Origin of the sequence: Alteribacillus sp. JSM 102045, from assembly GCF_041949975.1 — a bacterium.
In the GTDB taxonomy this organism is placed as follows: domain Bacteria; phylum Bacillota; class Bacilli; order Bacillales; family Marinococcaceae; genus Alteribacillus.
The window spans coordinates 40,974-59,806 of sequence record NZ_JBHFQG010000001.1 but is presented as its reverse complement, the minus strand read 5'-3'; the positions used below and the strand labels follow the sequence as shown (position 1 = coordinate 59,806).

The window sequence follows — 18,833 nt, the reverse complement described above, 5'->3', positions numbered from 1 at the left end:
AGGAGGACAAGATGGTATAAACCAGAATCCCGTGGGGTCGTTCATTCAAACTGGCGCCTTTATAAAAAGAAAGACGCACCGGTATATAGCACAGTTGCGATTCCAGCAGCTATGAGGGCCGGTTTTAATTTATAATGGGCATAATCTACTACTGTTAAATTTAATATTCTTGCGATCGTATTTGTATCATCGCTTAACGGAGAAGCAAACGCTCCAAAAGAACCGCTTGCAAATACGGCCCCTATAATTAAAGGCAGCGATACATCCCCAACCGTTGACAAAGACACTCCAAGCGGCATGAGAATACCCCATGTCCCCCATGCGGAACCTATAAAATAAGAGACCGCTGCTCCGAATATAAACATAAGCGGCGTTATGAACATCTCAGGAATCCAGCCGCTGTGTGCCGTAACAAAATCAGAAAACCCAAGCTCTTCTGTTACAGAAGATAAACCCCACACCACAGACAACAGCACAATCACTGACATCAATTCATTACCGCCGACTACAAAGCTGTTGATAATATCCTTTAATTTAAACTTTTGAAATAAGAAAAAAACGACAGTAATCAGTGTTGTAATTAAAAGCGCAATGACCATGGCTTCTAATACGTCTGCTTCAATAAAAGCTTCCGGAAAGCCATATCCTTGTTGGAAACCATCCCACCATGTCAAAAATAAAGTGAGACCAATAACGAGAACAACGGGAAGGATCAAATTCCACGGCTTGGTCGGCAGTTCTTTAGCAACCGCAGGGTGGCAATTATGCCAGTCATCCTCTTCTTCTTCCTTTTCTTTGTTATCTTCAATTTGTGTAGGAGCATTGGACTTTGAGTGATGAAAAAAACTTAAATAAATACCCAGTAAAATAATAACAATAGCGAAAAAATTAAAGGGAATGCTTTGTAAAAACAAATCGTATGGATCTCCTGCGTCTGCTTGATTTCTAACAGAAATCTGGATAACCGACACCATGTAACCCACAAAAGCGGTTGCCACTGGAATTAGAACAATAATAGGCGTTGATGTAGTCTCTATTACAAACCCAAGCTCTTTCGTGCTCATTTTCACTTTTTTCAACAGAGCTTTCATGATGGGGGCAATCGTAACAAATCGAAACGTCGGCGCACTGAATGTCCCAATGGTTGAAATGTAAGTAAGAAACAACGCTTCTTTTTTTGAGGTTATTTTTTCGGATGCTGTTTCCACAAACCCTTTTATTCCGCCGCAAAATTTTATCATGCCAATCAAACCTGAAAACGCATATAAAAACACAACAATCTTTATGTTGTTTTCATCAATTAGCGCTTCCACCAAATAGCCAAGCATTGCTTGCATTCCACCAATAACCGAAGGGGAAACAATATACGAACCCACGAGCAAACCTAATATCAGGCCAGGTAGCACTTGTCGTGTGATAATTGCTATAGGCATAACGACCAAAAACGGAATTATTGACATCCAATTGGAATCCATACGCATCTCACCTATCTTTTTCATTCATACCGATTAGTGTATGGAAAGAAGGTGAAAGCATGCACAAAAAATTCAGATAGTGCCGAGGACCAATTTGAAGCATGAAGGGTGTGGACACCTTGGAATTGATATGTGATATTGCTGTCTATTTTTTCTTCATAAAATTTACAGTTCTTAATCAAATTAAAAGCAAATTAACACTAGTCCCAAAGTATTGCATCTTCACCCAATAATTACCACGATGTGATGAGACAGTATAAAACAGATTGAAAAATAGACGCAATCCATAGACGCATGTGAGCCTACTTTGCTAGTTTATGTTTAGCTGATATAAAATCAGCGTCTTAAATTCTAACCTGAAACGGGGGAAACACAAGATGAACAAAAAGCTCCTTTACACTACAGCTTCTGCTTTAATGGCCATTGGAGTACTTACAGCATGCGGCGAAGCCGAAGAAGAGCCGCCCGCCGGAGAAGAGGAACCAGCTGAAGAAACAGGTACTGACTTAAATGACGATGGAGAACAAGGAGAAAAGGAAGAACCTGCTGGCGACGAAACGAATGAAGAAGCTGACATGGAAGAAGATATGGAAAAAGGTATGGATGAGAGCGGTCAAGAACAAGAAGACGCTGAAGAGCCTGGCGACGAAGAAACTGATACAGAAGGCGACAATACAGAAGAAGATACCGAAGTTCCTGAAGAAAACAATGAGGAAGAAATGGAAGAGGGTGCCTAATGTTTAGTGCACGCCATTCATTTTAACATTTTCGCAAATGGAATCACTAATTAATAGGAAGATACCGAACCATTGATTTTTTTACCGAAAGTGTAAAACTTTCCATGAAACCACCACATTGACAGACTGCCCAAATTTTCCGGTATGAAAAGGATTGCCCCGCCCCGGGTGAAGCAATCCTTTCTCAGCCGGATTTTTTTTATGTTAATCAAAGGCTGGAACATGAAAAAGAACCGAAACGCCGTTTTACGTATCCCGGTTCCATTTTCAGCTTATTTTATAAAGAATAAACTTTTTGATGAGTCCAGAAATAAACTAGGCTGCTCTCCGATAACTTCTTGCGTATTTACGTATTCGCTTATACATGGAAGGATCAACTTTTTTCAGCATCCGATATTGAGGCCTTGAGTTGATTTCTAACACCCACAAATTCCCCTGTTTGTCATACGCGAAATCTATTCCTAACACGTGGATATTTTTATTCTTTGAACTTAAATATTCAGCAATGTTCAGAGCAGCGCTTTTCAGTTCTCTATCTCGCTTTTTTTGTTCAGATTTGGATAACTCTAGCTTATTGTACAGTTCTCCCATCAAATAGATTTGCCCCCCACGGCTTACGTTGGTGACAATTTTATCTTTCTTTCCTACTCTGCCGTTAATTCCAGTGCGAGCCCACTTACCTTTAAGCTTCCGTTGTACCGTTGCCCGGATGTCGTATGGGCGCCCTGCCACATGCTCCAGCGCAATACCTTGCTGAATGATTCTCTTCTTCTTAGACTGGCTCTTGATATATTTATAAAGATTCGATAAGTTCTTAAACGTTTTAGTCCGCTTCGTCGAACGACACTCGTATTTTGTTTTTAAACGTCTTATTCGATAGATGCCTCTGCCTTTTGAACTTCTTTGCGGCTTCACATATAAAGTCGGAAATTTCTTCGTCATTTTTACTAAATTTTTATAAGTGAAGTTTTTCGTCGTTGGAAGATATTTTTTAAATGTTGAGTTTCTCGACAACGTTTTATACATCCCTAGTTTTCCACCGAAATGAAAGGGCCGATAATATTTTCCCATTTGTTCTCACCTCCTCAGGCTATAGTATGTTGTTCATTGCTTGCTAGATTATACGGTTGTACATATAGATGTTAATGTGAGCAGCTACCTTGTTAAATGAAAAGACTGCCCTGTTTACGGGCAATTCCAACTTTCGAAAAAAAGAGACCGCTAAGGCCTCTTTACTTTTGATATGAAAGACTTGTTCCGCTCACTGCTATCAAACACATTTTTTACTTTTTCTACGGTATACTCACTGCCTCCCCGGCCCTTTACATCTTCGATCATCATGGTGATCAGCATGTCTTCCTTCTCATAATCATAAGCGACAAACCAGCCATTTTCCGTTCCGTCCTCTTCACCTTGAGCTGTCTTCAGTTCAGCAGTTCCTGTTTTTCCAGCAATGGTGAGCTGATTTTTAACTGGTTCATACGCAGAACCGCGTTCATTTTCCACAATACCGCGCAGGCCTTCTGTTATTATTTCTGTGTCTTCTGCTGGAATGACTTGTTCCTGCCATGCTTCTTGCTGCTGCTCTTGAAGATTCAGGGTTGGTGTCAACATATCTCCGTCATTCAAAAACGGTGTGTATACAACTGCCAGATGAATAGGCGACATCAGCATCTGTCCTTGCCCGTACCCCGTATCGGCAAGTAATATTTCCTCATCCAATCCGTTATTAGCAATCGCAGAACCGTTCACCGGGAATTCGTACGGCACATCTTCTTCAAAACCAAAGCTCCGCAGTCCTTCTGTGAAGTCCTCACTGCCGGTATCGAGCGCAGCCCGGGCAAAAAATATATTGTCTGATGTGATTAGTGCGTCTTGCAAATTCACTTCGGTTAATCGATCGGACACCCGTGTTACTTTATAACCGCCCCAGCTCTCATTTGGCTGCCAGCTCTTTCCTTCTATCGTTTTCGTTTGCTCCGCATCAAGGCTTCCGGCCTGCAGTGCAATCGAAGCAGTAACCGGCTTTATCGTTGATCCGGGAGCATAACGATTGTTAAACCTTGCGGAAAAAGGATTTTCCTCATCTTCGCTTGCCTTGTCATATTCTCCATCCGGCCAGCCAAATACAAAATGATTTGGATCATAAGCCGGAGTGCTTACAAGGGCAAGTGTTTCTCCGGTTTTCGGATGAAACGCAACTCCGGCACCAGCGTCGCCTTTCATTTCATCGTACATTTTTTGCTGTAAAGACGCATCTATAGTTGTGGTAACATCGACTCCGTCTTCTGCTTCTTTTTCTGCAATGGCCGTATCACTTTCCGGAATAAAGATTCGCCAGCCCGAAGAACCGCGGAGTTCTTCTTCATAAATGTTTTCCAGTCCGGTGCTTCCGACGACGGATCCAGCACCGTATTCATTTTCCGGAAGCTCCTCTAAGTCCTCAGCTGTGACTTGACGAATATATCCGATCAGATGAGCTGTTTTTTCAGCAAATGGATAATAGCGTGAAGAAGAATCCTGAATCATTACTCCATCCACTTCTAAAAGCTCCTCTGCGGTATTCTCTTCATCCGGTCTTATTTTTGTTAAAGGTACAAACGAATCATCCGACACCCACTCTGCTTCTAATGCTTTTTCGATATCCTCTTCTTCGGTATCTATAATATCAGCAACTTCCTCCACCGTGTCATCGCCCATTTTCCCGGGAACAAGGCCTGCTTCTTCCACCGATGAATTGATGGCCAGGGACGAGCCTTCCCGGTCGAAAATTTCTCCGCGAACCGGCTCTTCTGACGCCACTTGTACGGTTTCTCCCTCTTCAAGCTCAGGAAAAATAAACGATGAATCCCAGTTCACTTTCCATGTCTTCCCGTCTTCTCGCTCTTCTTCAACTAGCTCGGCTTCTCCAGTAAAGGTAACCTCTCCGGCCAAAGTTTTCATGGAAACTTCATAGGGCCAGGACCCATCTCCCTCTTCTTCTTCGGAAACACCCACTGCTTCCACGGCAAGCTCCTCTGCCCCGACACCCTCATAAATAGATTCATAGCGTTCTACAAAAGTCTCTTCATCTATATCATCCTGCGATTCTTTAGAAAGATATGTATACATTTCTTCAAAATCTTGCTCATTCCAGGCAGAAACAAATTCATTCATAACTTCTTCCTGGGTCGGACCGTTCGAACAAGCAGCAAGACTGACCAGTAACATAGGCAGCACGTATTTTTTCATCCTAACCCCTCCATTCGACAAAATCTTCCCTAAATCCATTGTACTAGACAAAAAGTTTAATATCATTTATCTTCCACAAGAAAACAAGCCCTGGTCTTATATCATAAGATAGAGTTTCCGAATTCATTCTTTATTTCTGGTTAAGTTCACCGATACACTGCCTAAAATTTTTGATATAGTAAAACGTAGTAATAAAAGGAGAGGAATAAAGATATGGAAAAAAATAAAATTATGCTTGTGGACGGTATGGCCCTTTTATTCCGGGCATTTTACGCGACAGCCATGAGCAACTACTATATGGTTAACAGTAAAGGCATCCCGACCAACGCCGTGTACGGCCTTGTCAAACATTTGTTTACAGCCGTTAATAGATATCATCCGACTCACGTGATCTGCTGCTGGGATATGGGAAGCCACACCTTCCGTAACGCTCTCTACCCTGAGTACAAAGCGAACCGAGGAGCGCCTCCTGAGGAATTAATTCCGCAATTTGATCTCGTGAAAGAGGTTATCGGCGCACTGAATATACCCAACGTTGGCGTTGAAGGCTATGAAGCGGATGACTGTATCGGTACGCTCAGCCGATTTTTCAGTAAAAACGAGGAAGTTTTGATCCTGTCAGGCGACCAGGACCTCCTTCAATTGTTGAAGCCAAACGTCACGGTTGCGCTGCTGAAAAAAGGCTATGGCAATTACGCCGAATATAACGAAGCTTCTTTTACCGAAGAAAAAGGCATCACCCCCGCCCAAATGGTTGATGTAAAAGCTCTGATGGGAGACACAAGTGACAATTACCCTGGCGTCCGCGGCATTGGGGAAAAAACAGCTCTGAAACTTTTAAAAGAACACGAGACGATCGAAGGCATACTAGAAAACATAGATGCCTTAACAAAAGGGCAGCGCGCTAAAATCCAGGAAAACATCGAGATGCTGCACCTTTCGCGCCAGCTTGCCCGTATCCATTGTGAAGCAGATGTTAATTGCTCATTAGAAGACGCATTATATGCGATTGATGATATGAAAATGGCCGCTGCCTTTGACGACCTTGAATTTCGGAACTGGCGTAAAAACCTTATTATTCAGCAGGAAGAAAAAACAACAGTAGATCCCTTTTCATAAAAGATAACTACTGTATTACCCAATCGCAGGGAACGATAAAGTATGGAACCTAAGTGAAATTATGAGCAACATCTGCAGAGGCCGATGGCGTCAGGGGGAACGGATCCTATGTCCGCCCACTCCCCTCTAAATAACCCCGCACTTCCATGAAACAGTGCGGGGTTATGTTACTCTTATTTAGTGTATTTAAGTCTTCTAAACAACGAATTTTTCCTCATTTCCACATCCAAACATTATCTCCATCGTAAACTTCATTTCTCTGCCGTTAATTTTAGCATTATTCACACCCTACTCCATCCCCATCTCGGTCCAGATGAGTATCATAGCCAGGATCGCCTTCATAAACCGGTGCCGCACCTGCTGCACGTACTGTATCACAATTTTCATAGTACACATTTTCTTCGGAGGAACTAGAAGCAGGCTCTGACTCGTCGGAAGAAGTGTTGTCTTCCATTTCAAAACCTTCGTCTGTGACATACCCATCCATACTCCATACGCCTTTATTTTGTTCTTTTGCTTTTTCTTCAGCAGCTTGCAGGACGTCGGAGTGAGTATAAGGAGGGTCGTATTCATAGGCGTATCGAGCAAGTCCTTCTTCTAACAGCATTTCATTAAACATCTCATCTTCTATCCAAATATAAGCAAGAATACGATCATAATGGTCACGTTTCGGACCATCGTATTCCAGTTCCACTTCTTCTCCACTTAAGGTTTCTTCAGCAAATTCAGTAGCTTCCGGTCCATATTCTTGAACGGGAAGCTCTGGATGATTTGTCTCTGGGGTATCGACTAAAAGAAGACGGACACTTTCTTCCTCCCCGTCCATATTCACTTTTATGGTATCCCCATCGACAACAGATGTAACCTCGGCCGATTCATCTTTGTCTTGAGATGACTCTTGCTCTGTTTCTTTTTCAGATTTTTCATCCTTATCTTGTTCGGTCTCCCGATTGTTATGGTTTTCTTTTTCGGACTTCTGATCTTCACTTGTTTCTTGTTTTTGATCTTCATCGGTTTCCACACTCGAAGGATAGGTTTGCTCTTCTATAACCTCTTCAGCAGTTCTGGTCATCGCGCTGACTACAACAAATAAGACACCTAAAGATACAATAATTCCTGGCTTTATTGACCTGGCGCCGAGATCTTTATTTATTTTCCATTCATACAGTCCCCAGCCTGCAACCACCAAGCCAATACTGAGAATAGGAAAATTTATTACAACTCCAATCAATAAAAATAAAACAATGAATCCTAAACAACCTTTTTTCAACCTTCTGTAACCTCCTCAACAAGCCTGAAACCTTTCGTCTTAAGAAATTTCATATGATGTGTAAATGTCTTAATTGTCTCAACGCAATCTATATTTTCAAAATGCAGCTCCTCCATTTCGTTTTTGTACATGAAAACAGACAGAATGCATCCATTCTTTTCGTCTGCTTCAGCCAGACCATAAACATGCACCACCACAGTATCTAATGGCAGTAATGAAAAAAGCTCTCTGCCTGCACGCAAAACAGAACTGCTAATATATTCTTGAAACAATGTAAAATGCTTCCCTTTGGTCATATTTTTTTGAGATAGTTTCCCTGTTTTTGTCACCGAAAGCTCTTTCGCAGAAACCACTCTTTTATCTACCTTCATTTTTAACATAGCTTGATTCTTCTTTTCCTCCACATAGAAATCTATGGTACTTCCCAAGTCTTCCAAGTCTTTAAATGGATTTGTTTTATGGATAACTTCTTTCCATGCTTTCCGGTCTCCCTCTAGGACTTGTTTTGCTTGATGTACCTCGTCCTGCCACTCTTTATAATGGATACGGTCTTTCTCTTGAGCTTCCGGTAATTGGGATTTCATTTTTTCAATGCGTGCCTCGGTTCTATTAAAAATTTTATCTCGTAATGTCGGTTGAAAGTTTTCTATTTGTGCATTTAACTTTCTGACATGTAATCCATCTTCCGAAGTGGTAGAAGGCGGTGGTGAATGAGCAATTTCCTGCCAATCAATCTTGTCCGCTGCCCCTTCGTGGAGAGAAGTTAACATATCCACGTGGGCATTAAACTGTTCTACTTGCTGTTCGGCAATGTACCTCTGATGGTCTTTTTCTTTGCTCTTTGAGACTTGTTTTTCCTATGTTTACTATTTTTACTAGTAGAAGTTAGCCTTTTGTTATATGAAATACCGGTTCCTGGTATGCTCGATCCAACTGAAACTCCTCGAGAACTAGTATTAACTCGCAAGCCTTTCCCGCCCACACTGGTACTCACACCGCGTTTCCCTACATTTAACCTCACACCAGGAGCTACTTTAAAACTTTTTCTAAACCTAAATGCCATTTTCCCCAGCACCTCCTCTTAATTAATTTCTTTTTTCTCATTTGCTCCCTCCACTCCTAATAGATTCATTTCACATACTAAATTTACCAATTTTATTACTTATGAACAAAACGCTTTAGCAACGCGAATCCCTCTTTTTTGCTAGCTATTATTTTTTTGTTATATGCAAAAAAGTAGTTTTTTGTATAAAAATTCTTCAAAAGAACAAAAGCGCAAGAGCCCTGTTCAGCCTCGACAGGTAAATGTTCTTCAGTCATGAAAGGCGCTCTTACTTCCACAGGATGTGGTGACTTCTGCGTTGCACTGGGACGCGGATCAAACAATATGGAGATAGTTATCCACAACTTGTAAAAGCATAATTTCCTAAATAACAAAAAAGCCAATAATGAAATTGGCTTTTTTTCTTTGGAGGACGTTTTACATTTTTCACGTTTATGGGAGAAACACTCACCAATCCGAGGAACAAGCTTTCTCCCGATTCTAATCCCATTTTTCCTAACTATTCGCTGCTTTTGGAATTAGTTTTACCGCGGCGCTGATATTGTTTTTTGCAATACCGCGTATTTTTTTACAGTATGACCGCTCCATTCGGTAAACATTTTATAATAGTGGCAAAATTGATAACGCCTTCTTGCCTTGTTCCATGCTTTTTTCGGCTTATTTCCTTTCCTGTCTGCTTTATATACTTCCATGGAAAAAAAGTCATTTATATCTATCACATCTGCTGTCATGGGTGAATTTGAAACGAGAAAATAACCCCTTTTCCACTCTTTCCTTTCTGCGTCTTTCATACCATTCATAGAGACGCTCATTTCCATTTACCCCCTGAATTTCCAATTGTAATATGTATATACTATTCTAAGTGATCAGATAAAAAGTCTCAACACTCTCTATTCTAACCTTTTTAACTAAGTCTATTCTCATTATTTATGAACGGATTTTATAAAGTTGGTATGCCTTTTTCAGGGTTGGCTGCGGTTTTTCGTTGGTGTCTAGTATATGTATAATTGGCTTGCGGACCCTCGTTCCGTTATTTGCTTTTCAACCAAATCAGGTGATTTGCGGCAAATAATGGAACAACGGTCTGCGAAGTGCTTCCTGAAGGAGAAAATGTAGGAAATAACGGAACCTAGGTCCACTGTCGATTACTCTTTTTCAAGAACAAAGCTCTCCGATTCTCCGTTCCTACTTACAGCACAACCGCTGCGCTACTGTCGTTGTAAATATTTTTAAAATTTAGAATTTTTGAATTGTTGGTAATATAGGACGGTGCTAATTGTTTATCAGCGACCATAGGACGATTATCAGCGATTTTTGAATCATTATCAGCGAAAATCTTGTCGCTTCAATCGAAACCGCATACTGACACATAACCAAAAAAATAAGCCAGCAACCATAAGCTGACTTACTTCTTTCGCGGCATGATTTCCTCTGATTCTATTAGTGCTTTTTCCAGAGCATCAATATGTTGCGAGATAGATGGCTGCTTTTCATATGAATGGACCCGCATCATGAAACTCTCTTCTCCTTCTCCTATGAGCAATTTCAAAAATTCAATATGATACTCGTTTTCTTCCATCACCGCACGTTCCATTTCATTTCTGTATGCTTTGGCTTGTTCTTCTGTCATTGGTTGTTCTAAGGAAAAATAAAGACACAACACGAAGGGATGGATTGGCTCCGCTATGCAGATTGTTTGGTCCTTTTCTTTGCTGGCAATGATTCTTTTTCCCTTTTCAAATGCTTCGACCACAAATTCCTCCAGGGAACCTTCTTTTTCCCCGCTCCCTCCAACAGAACATAGCCCCCCCTCTTCGTCTTCAACATAAAGAAAGGCAGCAAAGCAACCATTTATGGTGTTTACTACAGTGGGATTAAAATCAGGAGCCTGCACGATATCAACAGGGTGCTGGAAAAACGTTATTGCTTTATCTAAGAAAACGGACCAGGCTTTGCTGTGGTTATTTTCCTGTATCTTGTTTTTTTCATTTAGCATCATCAGGGTGTAATCGGCAAAGTGAAGCAGTTGAGATGCCTGTTTTTTCAACTTTTGAAGGTTGTCTCTTTCTGGGATAAATTTAACGACGGAGCGTAAAGACGTACTCAGCATTGCCGAAATATTTTTTGCCTGCTCTCCTGACTTCGAAATGTCAAAATCATAGAGCCAGTGGCCGTTTTGAAACACCTCAAAAAGAAATGCCCAAATAAATGGATCGGCTGTTTCAAGAAATTGTTTTGCAAGACCGCCGTTTTCTATTTCATCTTTTATCCAATTTTCAAACGGTTCAAAAGGGGAATCGGGTTTACGGTGATGGTTGTCTAAATAGGTATTGTGAAGGTCTTCTAGTTTCTTTTGAATGCGGAAAAAATTCTCCTTTACCTCGGGAGATACAAATACAAGGATATGTTTTTTTTCCATAACAGCCGCTTTGTATTCTAAATAAGCAGGCGTCACATTTCCTGGCAAGAGCTTTGTGCTCGCCCCTGACTTTCGATGAATGAGGAGGACGAAAACATCACTTGCTCTCACAACATCCTGGCATTGCTTTAGGGTATCTTTTTCCCACGTTCCAAAATCACCGTCTTCAAAAATAGGTACGTCATGCCCGCTTTCTTCTAAATGTTTTTTCACCATTTTCCGCGGCGTTTTTAGATCTTCTTCATACGCAGAACTAATAAAAATTCGTGTTTTATTGATCAAGGGAAAGACCTCCCTTCCCAATTATCGATGCTATATCTAAATTTTACCATAATCCATGCGTTGGGAAAGACGAGAAATTCGACGTGTTTTGCCAAAATGAGAGGATTTTCTTTCACCACGAGGTTTGGAAGAAAAAGAATCTTCACCAGCTACCAAGGGTGAAGGCGGCGAAGGCCTGTATTTCGCCTAGGTGTATATGAAATCACACATATTTCAAACGAACGTCGAATCCCTGCTTCTTTTAAACTGCCAGGCGCTCTAGTTGTGGGGCCGGTTTGGCTTTTTGGCATTAGAAAAAATACAGACATAGGATCTCTTATTTGTATAAAAATCGTCCTTAGAGAGTGTTCGCGGACAGAGAGTAAATGGCCTCTTTTCAGGAGTTTTTACAACTAATAACGAAACGAGGGTCCGCGAAACCTTCTTTTCGACCCTATTTTAGCAAAATAGCGGAATGAGGGTCCTTCTCCATGCCGCCCGTCATCTTTCTGCATCCTCGCCACACTGAAGAAGGAGCCGCCTAAGCAGCCCCTTCTTCCTAACTATTCACAGCTCCTGTATATCAAAAGCAATCACCTGATTAGTGTTTGTATGATAAACAACATTTCCACGAACCTGCTTCGCTTCCTGCGGTGATTGTAATAACAGATTGTACGTCTCTTTCGTTTGATGCGGATTTAAAGGTGTTTTTCCAACGGCCCGGAAGTTTGTCACATAATAACTTGGAAAAGCTGTTTGCGTGATGACTGATAAATAATCTCCCCATCTTCCGTTATCAAAATCTGATTCAGACTCTTCTACTGGGGTAATTTCAACATTTAAAACACCTACGTCGAGGTTGGCGCCCAGAGCCTCAAAGGCATTACGGTGAAGATTGATTTTATTGGGCGGATAACCTCTCGTCTCGTCGACGACCATAACAGTCACTTCTTTATCGGGATCAGAAAGATTTTTTACTCTAAGCATCTGGCCGCATTGATATGGGGAATCTTCTCCTACTGCTGCAGTCATATAATCATTTGTAGACCAGGGGATTCCGCACTTTGTCACCTCTCCTCCTTCTGTCCAGGTAGCCTGCCCGCGAACAGATTGCTGCCGCTCAAAGCCGTAAGAATACCCGAAATAATTTCTATCGTCCGTGAAATAAGGATGCGCCCCATAATATTGCCCTTGATAAGGGTTCGCTGCATAGGGATGTAGCGGTGGGAATTGGTAGTAATGAAAGTACATAATTTTTCCTCCTGTCTTCAAAACTCTGGGTTAATATATGCCCAGGAGAGGTTGGACTGTGACAAATTATTTTTCCTGCAGTTGAAATAGATTAACTTTCTTCTTTATGACTTGCTCCTTGCGCTGGTTTTTCTTTACGTAAAATACCCATTAATCCTGCTGGAACAAGGAAAAGAGCCGGAACCACTCCGAATAAACTAATTGAAATTAAGATAGCGATGCCGCTGATGGCCATTAACCAGCCGCCTAATTTCGGTTTAAACTTAACCAAAATCGCTCCTGCAATAGCTAAAGCACTAAACAAAAAAGCACTAGCGCCCAATCCTGTTAAACTGCTGGCCGTTTCATTGAAGGCTTCATCAAGGCTTCCCATAAATAAAGCAAAAAAGGCTCCCCCAAATCCAATTAGCCCTCCAATAATTCCCAGAACCATTTCCGTGACTCTGCTCATCCAGCCACCCCCTTCTAACATAAGGATAAGTGCACATATGTATAATATTTTGAGAGAAAGATAAATATTCCCTGTATTTACCAGTACAAGCATTATCAAAATAAACAATCGAGTAGGAGGGGATGAAATCCTGGACCCGTATAAAATCAAACGTGTTTATCTTTCAGTATTAATCGCTTAACGTATGATGAAGAATTGGAGGGTTAGATTTAGCATTAAAAAAATAAGGCTGCTCACGCATTCGACAGGCAGGATCGTTGCCTGCATATCAAAGGCAAAAATAAACAAACGGGAATCTCTTCCGCTGAATCTAGAAAAGCGTAAAGGCCTTTGTTTCGAGCGAAAAGCACTTGCGGACCAGCCTTAAGAGTGGTTAAGAGTTTAGAGATTAGTCCCTCCCTTCTCCATATTATAAATTCATTTCTATTTATCTAAGAGTGTTGGAACTGTAACAAACTTATAGCCCTGTGCGTGTAATTCATCAATGATTTGAGGCAATGCCTTAACAGTTTCAAATTGCCCCGATGCATGGTAGTTATGTTGAAGGACTATAACCCCTGAGCTAGCATCTTGCTTCACTCTTGATACAATTTCTTCTGCAGACACTCCGCGCCAGTCCTTTGTATCAGCCGTCCACATGATCGAACGGTAGCCTTGTTTATGAAGCAGTGCTACCTGTCGATCTTCAATTTCTCCAAATGGAGGTCTGAATAAATCTGGTTTGAACCCTGTAATTTCCTCAATTTCTGCAGTTGTAGATTGGATATTTTCAATAAATTGCTTGTCCGTGAGATCAGGTAAATGAGGGTGATCCCAAGTATGGTTGCCTATAGCATGTCCTTGTTTGTAAATTTGTCTTAGTCGCTCTGGATACTCCTTGGCCCTCTCTCCCATCACAAAAAAGGTAGCGTTCACACCTTTTTTCCTTAAGATCTCTAAAATTTTCGGGGTATAGTTATCTTCTGGACCGTCGTCAAAAGTAAGGGCGATTCTTTTCTTACTGGGATTTCCCATATAAATCATTTCATTTTTTATTGGAACATTGATTATTTGTCCAGGATAAATCCAATGAGGATTTTTAATTATTGGGGTCGCTTCTAATAACTCAGGTATAGAGACTCCGAGCTTATTCGAAATGTGATAAAGTGTGTCCCCTCCACTAACTATGTGCGTGTCTGGAATTTCTAAGTATTGACCTGGCTCGAGTATAGTAGATTGTAATTTGTTCAGGTTAACAAGCTTATCTAATGATGCTCCATGCTTGTCGGAAATCTTAGAAAGGGTATCGCCTGATTCAACCATGTAAGTCTCAGCCATTGCAGATTTATCAAACATAGTCAGACAAACGAAGAAAAATGGTAGCATTTTAAGCATGATTTGACCTCATCCTATCACTATAGGTTTATTTAAAAATTAAAAATTGGTTTAATCATAGCAGGCGCAATAGCGAGCTCAATGCCCACTTGAAATGTATTATTTATTCACCTCAAGATGTTCTTTTAGTTCATTAGAAAGTAACTGTAGATTTTCCTCATCCGGAAAATAATAGTAAACTCCATTCTTTTTTTTATCTTCTCCTTCCATTTGGTGCTGTTCTATATGATTGATGGCCTTTTTATATCCTGATTGAATATTCCACATGTCATCTAACGTCAAATTCGTTTTTACATTGTTCTCAACGACTTGAAAGATATCAGTAAAGTTCGTAATAGAGGATATGCTTGACCCCTTCTTAATGACAGCTTCAATAACTTGACGCTGTCGAAGTTGCCGGCCAAAATCTCCTCGTGGATCTGCATGTCTCATACGAGAGTAGCCGAGTGCTTTTTCACCATCTAAAGAGATCGTACCTTTCGGATAATGCTCGTCATAAAAAGTGAAATCGAGATCATTATATACTTCCACTCCTCCTACTGCATCAACAATGTCTTTAAAACTTTCCATATTGACCTTTACAAAATAATCAACAGGGACATCTAAAAAATGCTCGACAGTACGTATCGTCATTTGACTTCCGCCAATTGCATGTGCGTGGCTAATTTTATCTTTCGTTCTATTTCCTCTTATTTCAGTATACGTATCACGAGGAATGCTTACCATGTTTATTGATTCGGTGTGTGGATTAATGGTTAATAAAATTAATGAATCACTCCGCCCAAGGTCTTGACGACTTTCAAGATCATCAACCCCCATTAGCAAGACAGAGATTGGATCACCATCTTTAAAATTAATTTCTTCTAGGCGCTTTTCAGATTTTACTCGATCAATATTTTCTTGAATATTTGCTACAGTTGACATTACTACCTGCCATACGTAGCCTCCTGCACCTAAAACTAACACGCCAATTGTTGTTATGATAATAAGTAGAATTTTCTTTCTCTTTTCAGTTCCCATTATGGTACCTCCTAGCATTTCAATCTCCTCGTTCATCTCAGAATAAGAACGAAAAATGCCGTAAAAGCCCAAGACGAATTGAGTATTTACGGCGTTTAACTTGGTTAACTATAACTACTAGACTATGCAGCACGTTTAGGACCAGTTTGATAATCCCGGCCTGTTCGAGAAACTTTATTCCAATCTTTGTTAAAGAAATAAGCAATCGTTCCGTGTATTGCCACGTATATCAGGACAAAACGATAGAGAAAAACATCTATAAGAATTGTAATAAATAAGGAAGATATATCCTTCTTTTGAAACTTAAATCCGTAATGCCTATTCAATGCAATGGCTGCTAAATCATACACAACACCAAATACAAAAAGGTAGGACAAGTAGAATAATGTATAGTATAAATAGGAATCAGGGGGATACAAGATAGCGTTCACCACAAAAAAAACTGTCATGACAAAAGCAGAAACGATCCCAACTAGAAATGATTCAACGATATAGAAAAACGAGACTGCTTTCGTAAATAAAGTTTTCGAAAAGAAGGACCGCAAATGGATGACGCAGTCTATATAAGCTTTTTGCCAACGTATACGTTGTTTGAAAAAATCCTTCCAGTTTTCAGGTAGCTCAGTATAAGAAATTGCGTCTTTTATATGAACAACTTTTTTGTTGACATGTCCGGATATGTACCTATGTATGCGTAATGTTATGTCAATATCCTCTCCTATCGTTGATCGATAACCCCCTATATCAATAAGAGCTTGTTTTCTAAAAATACCGAATGCTCCTGATATGATCGCTAAAGCATCAAAGCGTGCCAGTGATAACTTTGTAATATAGAATGCTTTTAGAAAATCAAACATTTGTAAACGTACTAACATGTTTGCATGAAGTAAAGACAAACGGCTCAACGGTTTAGATGTTTTGGTTTGTAATATGTGCACCATTCCACCTGCAGCAACAACATCTTTATCTTCAAATGTTTCATTGACCTTTGGCAAGGCACTATCTGTCAAAATGGTATCTGCATCTAACGTGACAACCAAACTCTCGCTGGCATATTCAATACCCGCATTTAAGGCATCAGCTTTTCCTCCATTCGATTTATCTATAACGTATATATTAGGATAAAGATCAGATTGATAAACATTTTTCACTTTTTTATGCGACAATTTTCCGAGTGGAGCTTTAGAGCTTGGTTTCAACTTTAAAAACTTATTCAAAAGAGGAAGTGTCTGATCCGTTGAACCATCATTGACATAAACAACCTCAAACTTTGAATAAGATAATGATTTCATATTTTCAATTGAAGTTTCGATAATTCCTTGTTCATTGTAACAAGGGACTAGAATACTAATCCCCTTTTCTTTTTCAAGTTTTCGAATAACCCCTTCACTTTTTGTTCGAAACCAAGGGGATGAATGGATTAAATGAAGCAATGGAAAAATAATCCCTAATATGAAGAAAATACTAAACAGAATCTCAAAATAATCTATCCATTTATTTTTATCTTTTGCATCCCATAATCCGGCTCGTCGTGCATCGGCAATTCCATTAATTGAACCGTCTTCTTTATTTAATTCAAGGGATTGAATTCCCCCGAAATAGACGGCCAAATTTTTTGTATCAGATTGATATCCTTTTTTTGTAATATCTTTCAATACTTCATCAGAAAAACCATCCTCTACATACAGATTTTCATCTTCTCCATAGAACCGTTTAGCTTCTACAGCGTCTTTAAGTGATTCATCAAAATAGAAATGCCTGGCTAACACTTGTGCCATGACAGGTGGAATTCGGTTTCCTCCTGGGGTTCCGATTCCAAAAACTCTTTCTTCATTGGTAAATATAGTCGGGGCTGTTAAACTTCTTGAGCGCTTGCCAGGTTCATAACTGTTTGGTGAATCGCTATAACGGCTGAAATATTCAATTGAATTATTTATAAAAAAACCAGCCGTATAGTCTCCTGAACCGAAGAAATTACTTAATGTATGGGTTGCAGATACGACCATTCCATCCGGATCTATAATGACAAAGTGAGTCGTATCTGTATGTTCGTCTTCGACATTTTCCTCATCATCCACTGTTTCTCGTGAAAGATGTGAAGTAGAAATTTGATCTGCTAGGTTTTCGATATGATTATCGCTGATGAGCTCATCCACCTCAACATCAGTAAAGGACGGATCACCGACTTCTGTTATTCGATCATTTTTTGTTACTTTTGAGATTTCTGTCATTAAGTGGGCGAATTGACCTTCATTATCTTTTGTTTCAGCTATATTCAATTTTTCAGCAAGTAGTAACGACTGAACGACGGACACTCCGGCAAGAGGAGGACTCGCAGAATAAATGGTCCCGTCATTTAGTTCTCCTTTCACAGGTTCTGTGATCTCAACTTCATATTCTTCCAGCTCTTCTTCGTCCAAGTATGGAACAGATTGGATTAATTGCTTACTAATTTCACCATTATAAAAAGCGTTCGGACCGTTTTCTTTGATTTGAGTTAGGGTTTTTGCCAATTCCGTCTGCTTTAACGTTTCTCCTGGCTCTACAGCTTCACCTTCAGGGTAGAAATGCGGCAAATCTTCTACCGGCATGCGATAAGAAGCGCCTTCAAGACGTTCCCATAATAGATAATCGACCTTAAATCCGTCTTTGGCTAGGGAAATTGCAGGTGAAATAAGGTCCTCAAATGGTGTTAACCCATAATCCTGATAGATAACATCCAGCCCTTTAACGAGACCAGGGACACCTGATACTTTGTCATCCCACTCTTCATCAGAAGGGGCTCTTGCCCGATAGTCATAAACAACAGGTTCATTTTCGTCTGGCGGTAAAAGTAACATTTGCCCCCCGCCGCCAATCCCTGATCCAAACGGCTCTACCACTCCCAGCGCATATGAAACGGCAATGGCAGCATCAACGGCATTTCCACCATTTTCAAGCACTTCCATACCGACTTCAACTGCGGCAGGGTGGGAAGAACTTACACCATAATTGTCATATGTTTCAGTAGGATCAGTAACGCTATTTTCTTCACTTGATACTGAATGGGGGTGAACTATTCCACCTAGAACAAAAATATTTAGAATCAAACATAACGATAGTAATTTTTTTAGCAAGGACAGTTCACCTCCTCCTAAGTAATGTATTAAAATGGTATAAAAA

15 protein-coding genes are annotated in these 18,833 nt (G+C 40.3%); 2 read left to right on the top strand and 13 right to left on the bottom strand.

Annotated features, from left to right (window positions below; translation table 11 throughout):
* Nucleotides 1–59: 59 nt before the first annotated feature.
* Entirely contained in the window at nt 60–1,475 is a 1,416-nt protein-coding gene (locus ACE1TI_RS00265) for a Na+/H+ antiporter NhaC family protein (RefSeq protein ID WP_375005566.1), read from the bottom strand.
* A 377-nt stretch (nt 1,476–1,852) separates the two neighbouring features.
* Here ACE1TI_RS00265 and ACE1TI_RS00260 point away from each other — a divergent pair, with 377 nt between their 5' ends.
* The gene (locus ACE1TI_RS00260; protein ID WP_375005565.1) at nt 1,853–2,212 is read left to right on the top strand and encodes a hypothetical protein; all 360 of its coding nucleotides are present in this window, start codon (nt 1,853–1,855) and stop codon (nt 2,210–2,212) included.
* A gap of 315 nt (nt 2,213–2,527) precedes the next feature.
* On the opposite strand, the gene ACE1TI_RS00255 is transcribed toward ACE1TI_RS00260, so the two are convergent.
* The gene (locus ACE1TI_RS00255) at nt 2,528–3,283 is read right to left on the bottom strand and encodes a YheC/YheD family protein (RefSeq protein ID WP_375005564.1); all 756 of its coding nucleotides are present in this window, start codon (nt 3,281–3,283) and stop codon (nt 2,528–2,530) included.
* Between the two features lie 150 nt (nt 3,284–3,433).
* The gene (locus ACE1TI_RS00250) at nt 3,434–5,443 is read right to left on the bottom strand and encodes a penicillin-binding transpeptidase domain-containing protein (RefSeq protein WP_375005563.1); all 2,010 of its coding nucleotides are present in this window, start codon (nt 5,441–5,443) and stop codon (nt 3,434–3,436) included.
* 213 nt (nt 5,444–5,656) lie between these two features.
* Here ACE1TI_RS00250 and ACE1TI_RS00245 point away from each other — a divergent pair, with 213 nt between their 5' ends.
* On the top strand, nt 5,657–6,562 hold the full coding sequence (locus tag ACE1TI_RS00245; RefSeq protein ID WP_375005562.1) for a 5'-3' exonuclease: 906 nt from the start codon (nt 5,657–5,659) through the stop codon (nt 6,560–6,562).
* Between the two features lie 277 nt (nt 6,563–6,839).
* Here ACE1TI_RS00245 and ACE1TI_RS00240 read toward each other — a convergent pair whose 3' ends face one another.
* From ACE1TI_RS00240 to ACE1TI_RS00195, 10 genes are all read right to left on the bottom strand, one after another.
* Complete coding sequence (locus ACE1TI_RS00240; protein ID WP_375005561.1) at nt 6,840–7,832, bottom strand: thermonuclease family protein; 993 nt, start codon at nt 7,830–7,832, stop codon at nt 6,840–6,842.
* The gene (locus tag ACE1TI_RS00235; RefSeq protein WP_375005560.1) at nt 7,829–8,602 is read right to left on the bottom strand and encodes a hypothetical protein; all 774 of its coding nucleotides are present in this window, start codon (nt 8,600–8,602) and stop codon (nt 7,829–7,831) included. Before ACE1TI_RS00235 ends, ACE1TI_RS00240 begins: the two co-directional genes overlap by 4 nt.
* A 23-nt stretch (nt 8,603–8,625) precedes the next feature.
* Complete coding sequence (locus ACE1TI_RS00230; RefSeq protein ID WP_375005559.1) at nt 8,626–8,895, bottom strand: DUF4236 domain-containing protein; 270 nt, start codon at nt 8,893–8,895, stop codon at nt 8,626–8,628.
* 524 nt (nt 8,896–9,419) lie between these two features.
* Nucleotides 9,420–9,707: a hypothetical protein gene (locus tag ACE1TI_RS00225; RefSeq protein ID WP_375005558.1), complete on the bottom strand. Its 288-nt coding sequence runs from the start codon at nt 9,705–9,707 to the stop codon at nt 9,420–9,422.
* Between the two features lie 593 nt (nt 9,708–10,300).
* Nucleotides 10,301–11,596 carry a DUF4062 domain-containing protein gene (locus ACE1TI_RS00220; RefSeq protein WP_375005557.1) on the bottom strand — a complete coding sequence of 432 codons (1,296 nt, stop codon included), beginning with the start codon at nt 11,594–11,596 and terminating at the stop codon, nt 10,301–10,303.
* Nucleotides 11,597–12,142: 546 nt separating this feature from the next.
* Nucleotides 12,143–12,826 carry a DUF3889 domain-containing protein gene (locus ACE1TI_RS00215; protein ID WP_375005556.1) on the bottom strand — a complete coding sequence of 228 codons (684 nt, stop codon included), beginning with the start codon at nt 12,824–12,826 and terminating at the stop codon, nt 12,143–12,145.
* A gap of 91 nt (nt 12,827–12,917) precedes the next feature.
* Nucleotides 12,918–13,277 carry a DUF4064 domain-containing protein gene (locus tag ACE1TI_RS00210; RefSeq protein ID WP_375005555.1) on the bottom strand — a complete coding sequence of 120 codons (360 nt, stop codon included), beginning with the start codon at nt 13,275–13,277 and terminating at the stop codon, nt 12,918–12,920.
* 423 nt (nt 13,278–13,700) lie between these two features.
* Nucleotides 13,701–14,651 (bottom strand): polysaccharide deacetylase family protein, encoded by a 951-nt coding sequence (locus ACE1TI_RS00205; RefSeq protein ID WP_375005554.1) that lies wholly within the window; start codon nt 14,649–14,651, stop codon nt 13,701–13,703.
* Nucleotides 14,652–14,750: 99 nt separating this feature from the next.
* Nucleotides 14,751–15,671 carry an LCP family glycopolymer transferase gene (locus ACE1TI_RS00200; protein ID WP_375005553.1) on the bottom strand — a complete coding sequence of 307 codons (921 nt, stop codon included), beginning with the start codon at nt 15,669–15,671 and terminating at the stop codon, nt 14,751–14,753.
* Between the two features lie 122 nt (nt 15,672–15,793).
* The gene (locus tag ACE1TI_RS00195) at nt 15,794–18,787 is read right to left on the bottom strand and encodes a gamma-glutamyltransferase (protein WP_375005552.1); all 2,994 of its coding nucleotides are present in this window, start codon (nt 18,785–18,787) and stop codon (nt 15,794–15,796) included.
* Between the last annotated feature and the right edge of the window lie 46 nt (nt 18,788–18,833).